At 66.7% G+C, this 16,449-nt stretch carries 14 protein-coding genes; 8 read left to right on the forward strand and 6 right to left on the reverse strand.

The window, feature by feature from the left end; translation table 11 throughout:
- Positions 1-144: 144 nt before the first annotated feature.
- The gene (locus AC1VXD_RS16455; RefSeq protein ID WP_482992939.1) at positions 145-798 is read right to left on the reverse strand and encodes a TetR family transcriptional regulator; all 654 of its coding nucleotides are present in this window, start codon (positions 796-798) and stop codon (positions 145-147) included.
- A 235-nt stretch (positions 799-1,033) separates the two neighbouring features.
- Between AC1VXD_RS16455 and smeD the strand changes: the two genes are divergently transcribed.
- The 3 genes from smeD to smeF are packed head-to-tail and all read left to right on the forward strand — an operon-like array spanning position 1,034 to position 6,791.
- Positions 1,034-2,221: a multidrug efflux RND transporter periplasmic adaptor subunit SmeD gene (gene smeD, locus AC1VXD_RS16460; protein ID WP_482992940.1), complete on the forward strand. Its 1,188-nt coding sequence runs from the start codon at positions 1,034-1,036 to the stop codon at positions 2,219-2,221.
- A gap of 12 nt (positions 2,222-2,233) precedes the next feature.
- The gene (smeE, locus tag AC1VXD_RS16465; RefSeq protein WP_482992941.1) at positions 2,234-5,413 is read left to right on the forward strand and encodes a multidrug efflux RND transporter permease subunit SmeE; all 3,180 of its coding nucleotides are present in this window, start codon (positions 2,234-2,236) and stop codon (positions 5,411-5,413) included.
- Positions 5,406-6,791 (forward strand): multidrug efflux RND transporter outer membrane subunit SmeF, encoded by a 1,386-nt coding sequence (gene smeF / locus AC1VXD_RS16470; RefSeq protein ID WP_482992942.1) that lies wholly within the window; start codon positions 5,406-5,408, stop codon positions 6,789-6,791. The genes smeE and smeF overlap by 8 nt, the downstream gene beginning before the upstream one ends.
- 247 nt (positions 6,792-7,038) lie before the next feature.
- On the opposite strand, the gene AC1VXD_RS16475 is transcribed toward smeF, so the two are convergent.
- The 4 genes from AC1VXD_RS16475 to AC1VXD_RS16490 form a co-directional block, all read right to left on the reverse strand.
- On the reverse strand, positions 7,039-7,494 hold the full coding sequence (locus tag AC1VXD_RS16475; RefSeq protein ID WP_482992943.1) for an REP-associated tyrosine transposase: 456 nt from the start codon (positions 7,492-7,494) through the stop codon (positions 7,039-7,041).
- A gap of 347 nt (positions 7,495-7,841) precedes the next feature.
- Positions 7,842-8,264 (reverse strand): low affinity iron permease family protein, encoded by a 423-nt coding sequence (locus AC1VXD_RS16480; RefSeq protein WP_482992944.1) that lies wholly within the window; start codon positions 8,262-8,264, stop codon positions 7,842-7,844.
- A 78-nt stretch (positions 8,265-8,342) separates the two neighbouring features.
- Positions 8,343-8,669 carry a hypothetical protein gene (locus AC1VXD_RS16485; protein ID WP_150453123.1) on the reverse strand — a complete coding sequence of 109 codons (327 nt, stop codon included), beginning with the start codon at positions 8,667-8,669 and terminating at the stop codon, positions 8,343-8,345.
- A 391-nt stretch (positions 8,670-9,060) separates the two neighbouring features.
- On the reverse strand, positions 9,061-9,513 hold the full coding sequence (locus AC1VXD_RS16490) for a nucleoside deaminase (protein WP_482992945.1): 453 nt from the start codon (positions 9,511-9,513) through the stop codon (positions 9,061-9,063).
- Positions 9,514-9,594: 81 nt separating this feature from the next.
- Between AC1VXD_RS16490 and ubiE the strand changes: the two genes are divergently transcribed.
- From ubiE to AC1VXD_RS16510, 4 genes are all read left to right on the forward strand, one after another.
- Entirely contained in the window at positions 9,595-10,356 is a 762-nt protein-coding gene (ubiE, locus tag AC1VXD_RS16495) for a bifunctional demethylmenaquinone methyltransferase/2-methoxy-6-polyprenyl-1,4-benzoquinol methylase UbiE (RefSeq protein ID WP_079223406.1), read from the forward strand.
- Positions 10,357-10,547: 191 nt separating this feature from the next.
- On the forward strand, positions 10,548-12,476 hold the full coding sequence (locus AC1VXD_RS16500; RefSeq protein ID WP_482992946.1) for a M1 family metallopeptidase: 1,929 nt from the start codon (positions 10,548-10,550) through the stop codon (positions 12,474-12,476).
- Positions 12,477-12,602: 126 nt separating this feature from the next.
- The gene (locus AC1VXD_RS16505; RefSeq protein WP_482992947.1) at positions 12,603-13,334 is read left to right on the forward strand and encodes a hypothetical protein; all 732 of its coding nucleotides are present in this window, start codon (positions 12,603-12,605) and stop codon (positions 13,332-13,334) included.
- 56 nt (positions 13,335-13,390) lie between these two features.
- Positions 13,391-13,951, forward strand: a complete 561-nt coding sequence (locus AC1VXD_RS16510; protein ID WP_482992958.1) for an HAD family hydrolase — start codon at positions 13,391-13,393, stop codon at positions 13,949-13,951.
- Between the two features lie 198 nt (positions 13,952-14,149).
- Here AC1VXD_RS16510 and AC1VXD_RS16515 read toward each other — a convergent pair whose 3' ends face one another.
- Positions 14,150-15,088, reverse strand: coding sequence for a carbohydrate kinase family protein (locus AC1VXD_RS16515; protein ID WP_079223403.1), 939 nt, complete (start codon positions 15,086-15,088; stop codon positions 14,150-14,152).
- 282 nt (positions 15,089-15,370) lie between these two features.
- On the opposite strand from AC1VXD_RS16515, the gene AC1VXD_RS16520 reads away from it, so the two are divergent.
- A complete protein-coding gene (locus AC1VXD_RS16520; protein WP_079223402.1) occupies positions 15,371-16,417 on the forward strand; it encodes a rod shape-determining protein in 1,047 nt (348 codons plus the stop codon).
- Positions 16,418-16,449: the final 32 nt, after the last annotated feature.

The following is a 16,449-nucleotide window of genomic DNA, read 5'->3' on the forward strand; positions in this document are numbered from 1 at the left end:
GCCCGGCCCGCGGGGGCCACGCCGGGGTTTTTCCCTAGCCGGGTGGCCTGGGACCCCCGCCGGCGCCTGGCGCGCCGGGTGAGTGCCGGGCCGATACAAGGGGAAGGTGGCGGTAGCGCCGGGCCATGCCCGGCGGATCCGACCCTACGGCAGCGGCTCGGGAATCGAGCCCGGCACGAACACGCCTTCCTTCACGTAGGCGGCCAGGGTCATGTCCAGCGCGAGCATGCCGTCGCGTTTGAGGTCCATCAGCTCCGGTTCGACCATCGACCCGTGCAGCACGCCGAGCACCGTGGCGTGCAGCATGCGCGCGGCGATCTTCGGGTCGGCGCCGTCGCGCAGCTGGCCCAGGTCCTGGGCGCGGCGCAGGGCGCGCTCCATCCGGTCCAGTGCATCGCGGAAGCCGGACTGCTGCAGCTCGGCCAGCGCCCGGCTTTCCGACGAGGCATCGCTGCGCAGCATGATTTCCATGGTCTTGCGCAGGCGCTCATCCTCGGACAGCTCGATGAACGAGTAGATCATCACTGCGCGCAGGTCGTGGATCGGCGTCTGCCGCTCGTCGCTGGAGGTGCGCTCCAGTTCCTGCATGAAGGGCAGGTGCACCCGCTGGATGATCGCGGCCAGCACCTCGGTCTTGTTCTTGAAGTGCCAGTAGACCGCGCCGCGGGTGTAGCCGGCGCGGGCACCGATCATCTCCAGCGTGGTCCGGGCCACCCCGTGTTCATGGAAGCAGGCCTCGGCGGCATCAAGGATGCCTTCGCGGGTCGCCTGGGTGTCTTCTTTGGTCTTGCGCGCCATGGGTCGGAGAGTGGTACCAGTGCCGGTGAAACCTGGCTGAATTGTACCGCTTTACAAACAAACAATCATGTATGTATATTTCGCCCCCATGCTCCCCGTCGTGTATGCGCGCCTGCTGATGCCTGCGCCGTGCGCGGGGATGCCTGCCCGCTGTGACAACCGCGCCCGAGGACCGGGATGCGGCTACGTATCACGGCAAGCTGAGAATATTTTTCCTTCCCCGAGCCCCAGCCCCATGCCCCTGACCCGAATCCGCCCCTTCCTGCTGTCGCTGGCCATCGCCGCGACCGTGGCCGCCTGCGGTGGCCAACCCGAACAGCCCCAGCAAGGCCCCGGCCAGGTGACTGTGGTCACGCTGAAGTCGGAAAGCGTGGGCCTGACCCGTGAACTGCCGGGCCGCACCAATGCCTTCCTGGTCGCCGAAGTGCGCCCGCAGGTCAGCGGCATCGTCGCCAAGCGGCTGTTTACCGAAGGCGGCCTGGTGAAGGAAGGGCAGCCGCTGTACCAGATCGAAGACGCGAGCTACCGCGCCCAGGCCAACAGCGCCCGCGCCCAGCTGGCCCGCGCCGAAGCCACCGCGAATGCTGCGCGGCTGAGCGCCAAGCGCATCACCGAGCTGGCCAAGGTCGATGCGGTCAGCCAGCAGGACCTTGAAAACGCCATCGCCACGCAGAAGCAGGCCGAGGCCGATGTCGGTGCCGCCAAGGCGGCACTGGACGCGGCCAACGTCACCCTCGGCTACGCGCGCATCACCGCGCCGATCAGCGGCCGCATCGGCAAGTCCAGCGTCACCCAGGGCGCGCTGGTCAGCGTCGGCCAGGCCGATGCGCTGGCCACCGTGCAGCAGCTCACCCCGATCTACGTCGACCTGACCCAGTCCTCGGCCGAGCTGCTGCAGCTGCGCCGCGAACTGGCCGCCGGCCGCCTGCAGGACAACCAGACCCTGCCGGTCACCATTCTGCTGGAAGACGGCAGCGAGTTCCCGCACAAGGGCGCGCTGGAGTTCTCCGAGGTGAGCGTCGACCCGACCACCGGCAGCTACGCGCTGCGGGTGAAGGTGGACAACCCCGAAGGCCTGCTGATGCCGGGCATGTACGTGCGCGCGGTGATCGGCGGCGGCGTGCGTGCCGATGCCGTGCTGGTGCCGATGCAGGGCATCGCGCGCGATGCCAAGGGCGAAACCAGCGCCATGGTGGTCGGCAAGGACAACAAGGTGGAAGTGCGCCCGGTGAAGGTCAGCCGCGCACTGGCCGACAAGTGGCTGGTCGAGGACGGCCTGCAGCCGGGTGACAAGGTCATCGTCGAAGGCCTGCAGAAGATCGGCCCCGGCATGCCCGTGCAGGCCACCGAGAAGGGCGCCGCCCCGGCACAGCCGGACGCCGCCCCGCAGCCTGCCGCCCAGCCGGCCGGCGACGCGAAGTAAGCGGAGAATTCCATGGCACGTTTTTTCATTGATCGACCCATCTTCGCGTGGGTGATCGCCATCATCATCATGCTGGCCGGTGCGCTGGCGGTGGTGAAGCTGCCGGTGTCGATGTATCCCGAGGTCGCCCCGCCGGCCGTCGAGATCAGCGCCACCTACCCGGGTGCGTCGGCCAAGGTGGTCGAGGACTCGGTGACGCAGATCATCGAGCAGAACATGAAGGGCCTCGATGGCCTGATCTACTTCTCCTCCAACAGCTCGGCCAACGGCCAGGCCACCATCACCCTCACCTTCGAAGCCGGTACCAACCCGGACATCGCCCAGGTGCAGGTGCAGAACAAGCTGCAGCTGGCCATGCCGCTGCTGCCGCAGGAAGTGCAGCGGCAGGGCATCAACGTGGCCAAGTCCAGCAGCGGCTTCCTGCAGGTGCTCGGCTTCGTGTCCAACGACGGCAGCATGGATGCCAACGACATCGCCGACTACGTCGGCTCCAATGTCGTCGACACCCTGAGCCGCGTGCCGGGCGTGGGCAACATCCAGGTGTTCGGTGGCAAGTACGCCATGCGCATCTGGCTGGACCCGAACAAGCTGCACACCTACAAGCTGTCGGTCGATGAGGTGACTGCGGCGATCACCGCGCAGAACGCACAGGTGGCCATTGGCCAGCTGGGTGGTGCGCCATCGGTGAAGGGCCAGCAGCTCAACGCTACCATCAACGCGCAGGACCGCCTGCAGACCCCGGAACAGTTCCGCAACATCCTGGTGCGTGGCGGCACCGACGGCAGCGAACTGCGCCTGGGCGATGTGGCCCGCGTCGAGCTGGGTGCGGAAAGCTACGACTTCGTCACCCGCTACAACGGCAAGCCGTCCACCGGTATTGCCATCACCCTGGCCACCGGCGCCAACGCGCTGGCCACCGCCGAGGGCGTGCGCACCGCGCTGGACGAGATGAAGTCCAGCTTCCCGGCCGGCCTGGAAACCGTCGTACCGTACGACACCACCCCGTTCGTGCAGGTCTCGATCAAGGGCGTCATCAAGACACTGATCGAAGCGATCGTGCTGGTGTTCGTGGTGATGTACCTGTTCCTGCAGAACTTCCGCGCCACCCTGATCCCGACCATCGCCGTGCCGGTGGTGCTGCTGGGTACGTTCGGTGTGCTGGCCATGCTCGGCTTCTCGGTCAACATGCTGACCATGTTCGCCATGGTGCTGGCCATCGGCCTGCTGGTGGACGATGCCATCGTGGTGGTGGAGAACGTCGAGCGCATCATGTCCGAAGAGGGGCTGTCGCCGCTGGAAGCCACCCGCAAGTCGATGGGCCAGATCACCGGCGCGCTGGTGGGCATCGGCCTGGTGCTGTCGGCGGTGTTCGTGCCGATGGCCTTCATGAGCGGCTCGACCGGCATCATCTACCGCCAGTTCTCGGCCACGATCGTTTCGGCCATGGCGCTGTCGGTGCTGGTGGCCATCGTGCTGACCCCGGCGCTGTGCGCGACCATGCTCAAGCCGCTGAAGAAGGGCGAGCACCATGTTACCCACAGCGGCCTGCTCGGCCGCTTCTTCAACGGTTTCAACCGCGGCTTCGACCGTTCCAGCGAAACCTACCAGCGCGGCGTGAAGGGCATCATCCATCGGCCGTGGCGCTTCATGGGCATCTTCGTCGCCCTGGCCGTGGTGATGGGCGTTTTGTTTGCGCGCCTGCCCAGCTCGTTCCTGCCCAATGAAGACCAGGGCATCATGATGGCGCTGGTGTCGACCCCGGTCGGCGCCACCCAGGAACGTACCCTGGAAGCGATGGCCAAGCTGGAAGACCACTTCCTAAAGAACGAAGCCGACGCGGTCGAATCGATCTTCGCCGTGCAGGGCTTCAGCTTCGCCGGCATGGGCCAGAACGCGGGCATGGCCTTCGTCAAGCTGAAGGACTGGAAGGAGCGCGACGCCGACCACAGCGTCGGTGCGATCACCGGGCGTGCGATGGGCGCGCTGGGCCAGATCAAGGACGCCTTCATCTTCGCCTTCCCGCCGCCGGCAATGCCGGAGCTGGGCATCGGCTCGGGCTATACCTTCTTCCTGAAGGACACCAGCGGCCAGGGCCACGACGCTCTGCTGGCCGCGCGCAACCAGCTGCTGGGTGCGGCGGGGCAGAGCAAGCTGCTCGCCAACGTGCGCCCCAACGGCCAGGAAGATACCCCGCAGCTGCGCATCGACGTGGACGTGGAAAAGGCAAATGCCCTGGGTCTTTCGGTCAGCTCGATCAACAACACCCTCGCCGCGGCGTGGGGCAGCAGCTACATCGATGACTTCATCGACCGTGGCCGCGTCAAGCGCGTGTACGTGATGGCCGATGCACCGTTCCGCATGAACCCGGACGACTTCAACGTCTGGTCGGTGAAGAACGGGCACGGCGAGATGGTGCCGTTCAGTGCCTTCGCCACCAAGCGCTGGGACTACGGTTCGCCGCGCCTGGAACGCTACAACGGCGTGTCGGCGATGGAGATCCAGGGCGAGCCCGCCACGGGCGTGGCCTCCGGTGATGCCATGGCCGAGATCGAGCGCATTGCCAAGGACCTGCCGACCGGCTTCGAGATCGAATGGACCGCGCTGTCCTACCAGGAACGCCAGGCTGGTTCGCAGACGCCGCTGCTGTACACGCTGTCGCTGCTGATCGTGTTCCTGTGCCTTGCGGCACTCTATGAAAGCTGGAGCGTGCCGACCTCGGTGTTGCTGGTGGCGCCGCTGGGTATTCTCGGCGCAGTGCTGGCCAATACCTTCCGTGGCATGGAGCGCGACATCTACTTCCAGGTGGCCATGCTGACCACGGTGGGCCTGACCAGCAAGAACGCGATCCTGATCGTGGAATTCGCCAAGGAAAACCTCGAGAAGGGCGCGGGCCTGATCGAAGCGACGATGCACGCGGTACGCGACCGTCTGCGCCCGATCGTCATGACCTCGCTGGCGTTCGGCCTGGGCGTGCTGCCGCTGGCCATCGCCTCCGGTGCAGGTTCCGGTGCGCAGCGCGCCATCGGTACCGGCGTGCTGGGCGGCATGCTGGTGGGCACGGTGATGGGCGTGTTCTTCATCCCGCTGTTCTTCGTGGTGGTGCAGCGCGTGTTCAACCGCAACAAGGGCAACGGGGATGGCACGCCGCCGGCCCCGCGCGATGATGCTGCCCATGGAGGTTCCCATGAATAAGACCCCCTTGCTGCTGGCGCTCGTCGCCAGCCTGGGCCTGGCCGGGTGTTCCACCCTGGCGCCGAAGAACACTGCCGTCGCCCCGGGCATTCCGTCGCAGTGGCCGGCCGAAGCCAGCCAGGGCGAAGTGACCGACGTTGCGGCACTGGGCTGGCGCGATTTCTTCACCGATGAGCGCCTGCAGCAGGTGATCGGCCAGGCGCTGGACAACAACCGCGACCTGCGCGTGGCGGTGTTGAACGTGGAAAAGGCACGCGGCCAGTACCGCGTGCAGCGTGCCGACCGCGTGCCCGGCCTGGCCGCCACCGGCCAGATGGAGCGGCAGGGCACCAATGCCGGTGTCACCGAGCAGTTCACCGCCGGCGTCGGCGTGGCCGACTTCGAGCTGGATCTGTTCGGCCGCGTGCGTGACCTCAGCGAGTCTGCCTTGCAGCAGTACTTCGCCGTGGCCGCCAACCGCCGCAACGCGCAGCTGAGCCTGGTGGCCGAGACTGCCACCGCGTGGCTGACCTACGGTGCCGACGCGCAGCAGCTGAAGATCTCCGAAGCCACGCTGAAGACCTACGAGGATTCGCTGCGCCTGGCCGAGGCCCGCCACGAACGCGGTGGCAGCTCCGGGCTGGAGCTGAGCCAGACCCGCACGCTGGTGGAAACCGCGCGTACCGATGCCGCCCGCCTGCGCGGGCAGCTGGCCCAGGACCGCAACGCGCTGGCCCTGCTGGCCGGTGGCCAGGTCGATGCGGGCCTGCTGCCGGACAGCATCGAACCACAGCTGCTGGCCCTGGCCCCGCCGCCGGCCGGCCTGCCCAGCGACGTGCTGCTGCAGCGTCCGGACATCATGGCCGCCGAACACCAGCTGCTGGCGGCCAACGCCAACATCGGTGCCGCGCGTGCCGCGTTCTTCCCCAGCATCACCCTGACCGGCAGCATCGGCAGTGGCTCGGGCGAACTGTCCAATCTGTTCGACAGCGGCACCCGCGTGTGGAGCTTCCTGCCGAAGATCACCTTGCCGATCTTCCAGGGCGGCAAGCTGCGCGCGAACCTGGCGGTGGCCAATGCGGATCGTGATATCGCCTTGGCGCAGTATGAAAAGGCGATCCAGAGCGGTTTCCGCGAAACCTCCGACGCGCTGGCGCTGAATGTCAGTCTGGACGAGCAGGTGAGCGCGCAGCAGCGCCTGGTGGATGCGGCCGAAACGGCCAACCGCCTGTCGCAGGCCCGTTATGACGCCGGCCTGGACAGCTTCGTGACCCTGCTGGACGCACGCCGCACCGCCTACAGCGCGCAGCAGACGCGCCTGCAGACCGAGCTGGCCCAGCAGACCAACCGCATCACCCTGTACAAGGTGCTGGGTGGCGGCTGGCACGAGCGCGGGTAAATCCCGGTAGCGCCGGGCCATGCCCGGCGGCTTTTCTTCGGGCGTTCATGACGTCGGACGCAGGCCGCGCACGAAGGCGAAGGCAACATCGGTAGCGCCGGGCCGTGCCCGGCGGCGTTTGTGCAGGCGTTCATGGCGTCGGACGCAGTCCGCGCTCCGCGCTCGCCGGGCACGGCCCGGCGCTACCAGGGCGGGATGGTCCCCGGTAGCGCCGGGCCACGCACGGCGGCTTCTACCACACGTCCAATCACGATCGCATCGGCCATCGACACCAGGCAAACGGATACTCATCAAGCTCGGTAGCGAGCCCCGCACGGACTGGATTCCCCAGGATGTAGAGTGCGTGACGCCTCAACGCATCCTCATGGCGAACAGCGTGGTCGAAGTAGCTAGGTTGCCACAGGGGCGTCTCCACACCGAACTGCTGCCCTATAAGGCGGCTGCTGCGCGATTTCAACGTTCCCATCAATCGGGCGAGCGTGCCGGCGCGCAACTGCATCAACCAATGAACATGGTCGGGCATGATCACCCAGGCGAATGAGCGACTCTGTCCTTCGCGCTCGACGAAGCGCAGCGTATCCACGAGGCATTCTGCACAGCGAGCGTCTGCAAATACCGGACGTCGCTCGAGCACCACGGTGGTGAGCACGTAGTATCCATCGATGCGGGAATCGCGACCGCGCTCTAGATGACGACTGGACATTGAACCAGTCTGGGAATGCGCGTTGAATCCACCTATCGGCGGAGTCCTGGGCAGCTTGTGGGGTTCTACCGCGCTCGCCGGGCATTGTCCCACGCGTGCGTGGCTTCGGTAGCGCCGGGCCATGCCCGGCGGCTTTGGTGCAGGCGGCGTCGGACACAGGGCCGCGCTGCGCGCTCGCCGGGCATGGCCCGGCGCTACCAGAGGGTGGGCGTTCATGGCGTTGGACGCTGGCCGCGCGTCGCGCGCGCCGGGCATGGCCCGGCGCTACCAGAGCGTGGGCGTTCATGGCGTCGGACACGGGCCGCGCGTCGCGCTCGCCTGGCATGGCCCGGCGCTACCGGATTTGATCAAACCGCCTCATCATCGCGCGGCGCCGCGCGGCAGGAACGTACCCGGGCCAACGCGTCCCCGGCTTCGCGGGCCATGCGCTCGTACTCGGCGCGGATTTCCTCCAGCCGCTCTTCGTCCATTTCTTCCAGGTCCAGCAGTTCGTTGTTGGCCTCGGCCGTGGCGCGGATCAGCTCGTCCAGCTTGATCTGCATCGCCGTTGTATCCGAGTTCTGTGTGTGCTGGATCAGGAACACCATCAGGAAGGTGATGATGGTGGTGCCGGTGTTGATCACCAGCTGCCAGGTATCGTTGAAGCCGAACACGGGGCCGCTGATGCCCCATATCACCACGATCGCCACCGCGGCCAGGAAGGTCCACGGCGAGCCGGTGGCGGCTGCGGCCTTCTTGGCGATCGCATTGAACAGGGTCCTTGCTTTCATCGTCGTCGTTCCACCCAGGTGACGACGATGATCGGCAGCTGCCCGTGCACGGGCCGTGCAGCCGCAGGAGCACTCAGGTCAGGCGCGCAGGCGTGGGGCGTCCTGCAGGCGCACGCGGCTGGTCTGATAGACGTGCTGCCAGCAGCGGTCGACGAACTCGCGGGCCTGCGATTCGGTCAGGCGCGGCATGATCTGCAGGGCGTACTGGGTCTGGAATGCTTCGTCGCGCTCGGCATTGCTGGCGCGCGGCTGGGTGATCAGCGAATCACAGGCGAACTTGATCCACGGCACATATGAGCCGAACGAGTTGTGCGGCAAGGCACCGTCAGCGTGCTGCCGGCGCCAATGATCCAGTTCGGCGTCTACGTCGATGACCGGCGGGATGGTGGGGACTTCAGCGTGCATGTCATTCCAATTCGGTTGGGTTGGATGAAGCGTCGGAACCGCAGTGTCGCGTAACAGTCAGTGCAAGCTGCGTCAGCGCGACGTGCAGTCGGTGTTGCCACCGCGCGGTGGCAATGGATGGGCGGATTAGCGTTGAAGGCAGGAGCCGCTCGGCTGGAGAGACGGCAGGCATCGCGTGTGGATGCAGGCAGTCCGCACTGCGGACTTCCTTATGTGCCGGGCAAGGCCACACGTTACCCCCGGCCTGTGATGAGCATGTCATCAGTGCGCGGAGCGACCAGCGCATTCATGGGGAATAGCTGGGTTGGATGTGCCACAAGGCACTGCCGGCACAAGGCTGTGCCGGCTCTGAAGCGTTCATGCAGCTGTGCGCAGAGTGGAAACGCGGCGCTTATTCGCCGATGTCTTCGTTCCAGATGTCCGGATGTTGCGCAATGAAGCCGCCGAGCAGGTCGACGCATTCCTGGCTGTCCAGGTCGATCACGTTGACGCCGTTCCCGCGCAGCCAGTCGATGCCGCCCTGGAAGGTGCGCGATTCACCCACCACCACCGTGCCGATGTTGAACTGGCGCACCAGGCCAGAGCAGTACCAGCACGGGGCCAGGGTGGTGACCATGATGGTGTCCTGGTAACGGCGCTGGCGGCCGGCCTTCCGGAAGGCATCGGTTTCACCGTGCACGGACGGGTCGCCTTCCTGTACGCGGCGGTTGTGGCCGCAGCCGAGCAGGCGGCCGTCGTTGTGGTACAGCGCCGCGCCGATCGGCACGCCGCCCTCGGCCAGGCCCTGTCGGGCTTCGGCGATGGCGGTCTGCAGCAGGGCCTGGTAGTCGGGCGTGGTGATCATGTGGGGCTCCGGTGGGTCATGGGCCGCCATGATAAGGCCCGGTTACCCCGCAGCGGCTCCGGCGGTGCGATAATCAGCGGCATGAGCGAATCCCCCTACAAATCCGGTACCACCCATTTCGGGTTCCGCGACGTGGCCGCCAAGGACAAGCAGAAGCTTGTCGGTGAGGTGTTCACCTCGGTCGCGCGCAGCTACGACCTGATGAACGACCTGATGAGCCTCGGCGTGCACCGGGCCTGGAAGCGCTACTACGTGGCCACCGCGCAGGTGAAGCCGGGTGACCGCGTGCTCGACCTGGCCGGCGGCACCGGCGACATCGCCGCCCTGCTGAAGGAGCGCGTGGGTGCGGAAGGGTCGGTGGTGCTGGGCGACATCAACGCCGGCATGCTGTCGGTCGGCCGTGACCGCCTGACCAACCGCGGCCTGGTGCTCGGCCTGGACTACGTGCAGTGCAACGCCGAAGCCCTGCCGTTCCCGGACAACAGCTTCGACCTGGTGACGATCGCCTTCGGCCTGCGCAACGTGACCGACAAGGACGCCGGCCTGCGCGAGATGTACCGCGTGCTGAAGGTGGGCGGCCAGGCCCGCGTGCTGGAGTTCTCCGAAGTCACCGCCGACTGGTTCAAGCCGATCTACGACTTCCACTCGTTCAGGATCCTGCCGAAGCTGGGCAAGCTGTTCGCCAACGATTCGGACAGCTACCAGTACCTGGCCGAGAGCATCCGCAAGCACCCGCCGCAGGAAGAGCTGAAGGCGATGATGGGGCAGGCCGGTTTCGAGCGCTGCCACTACAAGAACCTGACCGGCGGCATCGTCTCGATCCACTCCGGCTACAAGCTGTAAAGCGTATGGGGCCGCCGGGCATGGCCCGGCGCTCCCTGCTCCGGCAGGTGCCAACCCTGGTTGGCACACGCCCGCGCCGGGCGCCCATGGCGCAGGGCCGGCCCCCGTCCGGCCTTACCCCGCATCGCGCAACGCGTCCGGGGCGAGGGAGAGGTACCATTGGGGTTTGATCCTCGTAACGGTCCCGATTCATGCGTAATCCGCTGATGCTCCTTCCGCTGGCCGTGGCCCTGGCCGCCGGCTGCTCCCAGGAGGCTGCCGCGCCCGCCGCCGCCCCGACTGCCGAAAAGGCCCCCGCCGCCCCCGTGAACGCCGAGAACCGCAGCCACGACGAAAGCTCGTACGCCGAGCCGGACAAGGTCGTCATCAAGGACATCGCGCTGGATCTGAAGCTGGACTTCGACCAGAAGCAGATCGGCGGCACCGCCACCTACACTCTGGAATGGAAGCAGAAGGACGCCCAGCAGCTGGTGCTCGACACCCGTGAGCTGAACGTCTCCAAGGTCGAGGCCATCGGCGCCGATGGCGCGCGCAGCGAACTGAAGTTCGCCCTGGCCCCGGTCGACAAGGTGTTCGGCAGCAAGCTGACCATCGAAGCGCCGGAACAGCCGGCCAAGGTCGAAGTGACCTACCACACCGCACCGACCGCCTCGGGCCTGCAGTGGCTGGCGCCGTCGATGACCGAGGGCAAGAAGCTGCCCTTCATGTTCAGCCAGTCGCAGGCCATCCATGCCCGTTCCTGGGTGCCGCTGCAGGACACCCCGAGCGTGCGCTTCACCTACAGCGCGCACGTGACCTCGCGCCCGGACGTGATGGTGCTGATGAGCGCCGACAACGACCCGAAGGCCGCGCGTGACGGTGACTACACCTTCAAGATGCCGCAGCCGATCCCGTCCTACCTGCTGGCCATCGCCGCCGGTGACCTGGTGTTCGAGCCGATTTCCGGCCGCTCCGGCGTCTGGGCCGAGCCGACCATGGTCAACAAGGCCGCCAAGGAATTCGAAGACACCGAGAAGATGATCGGTGCCGCCGAAAAGCTGTACGGCGAATACCGCTGGGGCCGCTACGACATGCTGGTGCTGCCGCCGTCGTTCCCGTTCGGCGGCATGGAAAACCCGCGCCTGACCTTCGCCACCCCGACCGTGATCGTCGGCGACAAGTCGCTGGTCTCGCTGGTTGCCCACGAACTGGCGCACAGCTGGTCGGGCAACTTGGTGACCAACGCCAGCTGGAAGGACATCTGGCTCAATGAAGGCTTCACCACCTACGTCCAGGGCCGCATCACCGAAGCCCTGTACGGCAAGGAGATGGCCGAGATGGAGAAGCAGATCGACCAGACCGACCTGCTGGCCGAAGTGAAGGACATGAGCCCGGCCGACCAGGCCCTGGCGCTGCCGCCGCTGAACGAGCGTGACCCCGACGAGGCCCTGAGCCAGGTCGCCTACGTGAAGGGCTCGTGGTTCCTGGAGTTCCTGGAACAGCGCTTCGGCCGCGAGACCTTCGATCCGTTCCTGCGTGGCTGGTTCGATGACCACGCCTTCCAGAGCGCCAACACCGACCAGTTCGTCGACTACCTGAAGAAGAACCTGCTGCCGAAGAACCCCTCGGCGGTGAGCGAGGCCGAGCTGAAGGCATGGCTGGACGAGCCGGGCATCCCGTCGTTCGCCACCAAGGCACAGTCGCGCAACTTCAGCAGCGTCGATGCCGCGCGCATCGCGTTCTCCGGTGCGGGCAGCCTGCCGGCCAACCAGGTCACCGCCGAGTGGGGCACCCAGGAATGGGTCCGCTTCATCGACGGCCTGGGCACCAGCCTGCCGCTGGACAAGCTGGCCGCGCTGGACAAGGCCTACCACTTCACCGGCACCGCCAACGGCGAAATCGCCATGCGCTGGTACCCGCTGGCCATCCGCAGCGGCTACGAGCAGGCCAATGATGCGGCCGCGGCGTTCATCGAGCGCGTCGGCCGTCGCAAGCTGATCATGCCGATCTACGCCGAACTGGTGAAGACCCCGAAGGGTCTGGAGCTGGCCAAGCAGGCCTTCGAGAAAGCCAAGCCGGGCTACCACCCGATCACCACCGCCTCGGTGCAGGATCTGCTGGCCAAGGCTGAAGCCAAGTAAGCGGCAATGCCGGCCGCTGGCCGGCAACCAGGCACTGCGTCACCGGCAACGGCGGGGAAACCCGCCGTTGCTGTATCCGCCATCCGCCGCCGATAGAATCAGAGGGCACCCGCAAAGGACTTCCGAATGAAACGACTGATCCTGATCACTGCCTGCGCCCTGGCCCTGGCCGCCTGCAGCAACCCCGAGGAAGAGCGCAAGGCGCAGGAAGCCGCCGCTGCCGCCGCCCAGGCGCAGAAGGAAGCCAAGGCCGAGGACGTCGCCAAGCAGTACGACGCGGCCGTGGCCGCGCAGGACTGGGAACGTGCGCGCATCCATGGCGGTTCGCTGCTGGACCAGTACAAGGACACCGCCGCGGCCGAGCGCATCGCCGCCGGCTTCGATGAAGTGAAGGCCAAGGGCGATGCCGCGCGCGACCTGCGCCGCATGCAGGCGCTGTGGCAGTACAACGAGATGCCGGTCGGCAGCAAGGGCAAGCAGGTCTCGGCCACCCTCTACAGCAAGGAACGGGTGGACGTGGACGGCAGCGCCGCCAAGCCGGTGCAGCTGGTGTTCCGCGACCATCCCGAATGGAAGCGGCACGCCTACCTGGTGCTGCAGGCCGGTGATTTCCGCTGCCCGCAGTGCACGGTGAAGGTTACCGTGGACGGTGGCAAGCCGATCTCGATGGCAGCCTGGCGGCCGAAGACCGATGAGGCCATCGCCATGTTCATCACCGACCAGAAGGCGCTGTGGAAGCTGGCGCAGAAGGGCAAGTCGATCAGCATCGAGTTCCCGGTGAAGGCCGGTGGCACCCGCACGGCCGTGTTCGAGACCGGCGGCGTGGACACCAGCCGCATGCCGCAGTGGTGGAAGTGACGGCCACCGCCGTGGACGCGCCGGCACTGTCGGCCGTGCGCCACTGGGTGTTCGACATGGATGGCACGCTGACCGTGGCCATGCATGATTTCGAGCGCATCAAGCGCGAGTTGGGCATCCCGCCCAGCGCGGACATCCTCGTGCACCTGGCGGGCCTGCCGGGTGCGGAGGCGGCGCGGAAGCACGCCTGGCTGCTGGCCCACGAGCGCGGGCTGGCCGAAGGCGCGCTTCCGGCGCCCGGCGCGGTCGAGCTGCTGCGCGCGCTGGCCGCGGCCGGTTGCCAGCTGGGCATCCTGACCCGCAACGACCATGCGCTGGCGAAGCTGACGCTGGATGCGATCGGGGTAGAGGATCTGTTTGACGATGGCGGCATCATCGGCCGCGATGAAGCGGTGCCCAAGCCATCACCCGACGGCGTGCAGCAGCATCTGCGGCGGTGGGGCATCGGTGCCGACGCGGCGGTGATGGTGGGTGACCACGCCTACGACCTGGACTGCGGCCGCGCCGCCGGTGCGCGCACCGTGCTGGTCAACCTGCCCGACAATCCGTGGCCGGGCCGCGCGGATTGGCATTTCGCCGATTGCCGCGCGCTGATGGCGGCCTGGCAGGGCGCATGACCGTGTAGAGCCGAGCCCACGCTCGGCTGCTTCAGCTAGTGCCGGCCGCTGGCCGGCAGTGTCGACCAAGGTCGACAGCTACCAGAGCGATCTACGGTAGCGCCGGGCCATGCCCGGCGAGCGCGCAGCGCGGCAGCGGTGAACAGCCGCCGGGCATGGCCCGGCGCTACCGTGTGCGTTGATGCGCGGGCAATTTGGTTACGCGCCGAGCGCGTAACCGAACTGCTGCTTGAACTGGTCGTGGAACTCTTCAAACGTGAAGCGCTGGTTCTGCGTGCCCGGGTGCTCGACCTTCAGCGCGCCCATCAGGTTGGCCATGCGGCCGATGGTCAGCCAGTCGTAGCCCTTCTCGATGCCGTAGATCAGGCCGGCGCGGAAGGCGTCGCCACAACCGGTCGGGTCGACCACGCGGCGCTCGTGCGCCGGCGGGATGTCGTAGCTCTTTTCCGGGGTGTGGATGACCGCGCCCTTCGGGCCACGGGTGGTGATGTAGGCCTTCACCCGGCTGACGATCTGCTTCTCGTCCCATCCGGTGCGTTCCTGCAGCAGGTTCGACTCGTAGTCGTTGACCACCACGTAGTCGGCCTGCTCGATGAAATCGCGCAGCTCCGGGCCGTTGAACAGCGGCAGCGCCTGGCCCGGGTCGAAGATGAAGGGGATGCCGCATTCCAGGAACTCGGCCGCGTTCTGGATCATGCCGTCACGGCCGTCCGGCGCAACGATGCCGAAGGTGACGCCCGGCACGTCCTTCACGTGGTTCTCGTGCGAACGCATCATCGCGCCCGGATGGAACGCGGTGATCTGGTTGTTGTCGTGGTCGGTGGTGATGAAGCACTGCGGGGTGAACATGTCTTCCAGCACGCGGACCTGGCTCAGGTCGATGTCCATGCGCTCGAAGTGCTCACGGTACGGAGCGAAATCCTGGCCGACGGTGCCCATCGGGATCGGGCTGCCGCCCAGCAGCTTCAGGTTGTAGGCGATGTTGCCGGCGCAGCCGCCCAGTTCGCGACGCATGCGCGGGACCAGGAACGACACGTTCAGGATGTGCACCTTGTCCGGCAGGATGTGATTCTTGAACTGGTCCGGGAACACCATGATGGTGTCGAAGGCAAGAGAACCACAGATCAGAGCGGACATCGATGTAAGCCTATGCGGTGAATTTTGGGGGTGGCCAGCCGGCATCGGCCAGCAAGCAAATGGCGCCCTTGGGCGCCCGACGGCGCAAAGGTTACCTGCTGGTGCCGCTCAGGGCCAGAACCGGTGATGCCCGATCAGGCCGAAACCCAGCCAAGTCGCGGGTTCAGCTAGTTTTTTCCTTGCTCGCCGGGGAGCGGGTTGCTAGGCTTGTCGGCCTCGAATTCTGCCCATTTTTTCGCCATCCCGCGGCGGGCACGACACCCCTCAGGACTCCTTCCTCAGATGTTCAAGAAACTCCGTGGCATGTTCTCCAACGACCTGTCCATCGACCTGGGCACGGCCAACACCCTTATTTACGTGCGTGGGCAGGGTATCGTTCTGAACGAGCCGTCGGTCGTGGCCGTGCGCCAGGACCGTGCCATCGGTGGCACCCGCTCGGTGGCAGCCGTAGGCGCCGAAGCCAAGCAGATGCTGGGCCGTACCCCGGGCCACATCACCACCATCCGCCCGATGAAGGACGGCGTCATCGCCGACTTCACCTACACCGAGGCGATGCTCAAGCACTTCATCAAGAAGGTGCACAAGTCGCGCGTGCTGCGCCCGAGCCCGCGCGTGCTGGTCTGCGTGCCGGCCGGTTCGACCCAGGTCGAGCGCCGCGCCATCCGTGAATCGGCCGAGGAAGCCGGTGCCCGCGATGTGTTCCTGATCGAAGAGCCCATGGCCGCCGCGATCGGCGCCGGCATGCCGGTCACCGAAGCACGCGGTTCGATGGTCATCGACATCGGCGGCGGCACCACCGAAGTGGCGGTGATCTCGCTGAACGGCATCGTCTATTCGGCCTCGGTGCGCATTGGTGGCGACCGCTTCGACGAGTCGATCACCAACTACGTGCGCCGCAACCACGGCATGCTGATCGGTGAAGCCACTGCCGAGCGCATCAAGGTCGAGCTGGGCTGTGCCTACCCGCAGGCGGAAGTGATCGAGATGGAAATCTCCGGCCGCAACCTCGCCGAGGGCGTGCCGAAGATGATCAAGATCAGCTCCAACGAAGTGCTGGAGGCCCTGCACGAGCCGCTGTCGGGCATCGTCAGCGCGGTCAAGCTGGCCCTGGAGCAGACCCCGCCGGAACTGTGCGCCGACGTCGCCGAGCGCGGCATCGTGCTGACCGGTGGTGGCGCCCTGCTGCGCGACCTGGACCGCCTGATCTCCGAGGAAACCGGCCTGCACGTGCAGGTGGCCGACGATCCGCTGACCTGCGTGGCCCGCGGTGGCGGTCGTGCGCTGGAACTGGTCGACATGCACGGCAACGAGTTCTTTGCGCCGGACTGAGGCCTGCCGCCTGGTCGTTCCTGCAGCGCCCT

The sequence above is a fragment of the Stenotrophomonas sp. STEN054 genome (assembly GCF_056854535.1).

Excerpts from the sequence above, each read along its gene's own strand:
- smeD (WP_482992940.1), top strand. The coding sequence starts at position 1,034 with ATGCCCCTGACCCGAATCCGCCCCTTCCTGCTGTCGCTGGCCATCGCC.
- AC1VXD_RS16490 (WP_482992945.1), bottom strand. The coding sequence starts at position 9,513 with ATGATCACCACGCCCGACTACCAGGCCCTGCTGCAGACCGCCATCGCC.
- AC1VXD_RS16510 (WP_482992958.1), top strand. The coding sequence starts at position 13,391 with ATGGATGGCACGCTGACCGTGGCCATGCATGATTTCGAGCGCATCAAG.
- smeF (WP_482992942.1), top strand. The coding sequence starts at position 5,406 with ATGAATAAGACCCCCTTGCTGCTGGCGCTCGTCGCCAGCCTGGGCCTG.
- AC1VXD_RS16455 (WP_482992939.1), bottom strand. The coding sequence starts at position 798 with ATGGCGCGCAAGACCAAAGAAGACACCCAGGCGACCCGCGAAGGCATC.
- AC1VXD_RS16505 (WP_482992947.1), top strand. The coding sequence starts at position 12,603 with ATGAAACGACTGATCCTGATCACTGCCTGCGCCCTGGCCCTGGCCGCC.
- AC1VXD_RS16480 (WP_482992944.1), bottom strand. The coding sequence starts at position 8,264 with ATGAAAGCAAGGACCCTGTTCAATGCGATCGCCAAGAAGGCCGCAGCC.
- AC1VXD_RS16475 (WP_482992943.1), bottom strand. The coding sequence starts at position 7,494 with ATGTCCAGTCGTCATCTAGAGCGCGGTCGCGATTCCCGCATCGATGGA.
- ubiE (WP_079223406.1), top strand. The coding sequence starts at position 9,595 with ATGAGCGAATCCCCCTACAAATCCGGTACCACCCATTTCGGGTTCCGC.
- AC1VXD_RS16515 (WP_079223403.1), bottom strand. The coding sequence starts at position 15,088 with ATGTCCGCTCTGATCTGTGGTTCTCTTGCCTTCGACACCATCATGGTG.
- AC1VXD_RS16485 (WP_150453123.1), bottom strand. The coding sequence starts at position 8,669 with ATGCACGCTGAAGTCCCCACCATCCCGCCGGTCATCGACGTAGACGCC.
- AC1VXD_RS16500 (WP_482992946.1), top strand. The coding sequence starts at position 10,548 with ATGCGTAATCCGCTGATGCTCCTTCCGCTGGCCGTGGCCCTGGCCGCC.
- smeE (WP_482992941.1), top strand. The coding sequence starts at position 2,234 with ATGGCACGTTTTTTCATTGATCGACCCATCTTCGCGTGGGTGATCGCC.
- AC1VXD_RS16520 (WP_079223402.1), top strand. The coding sequence starts at position 15,371 with ATGTTCAAGAAACTCCGTGGCATGTTCTCCAACGACCTGTCCATCGAC.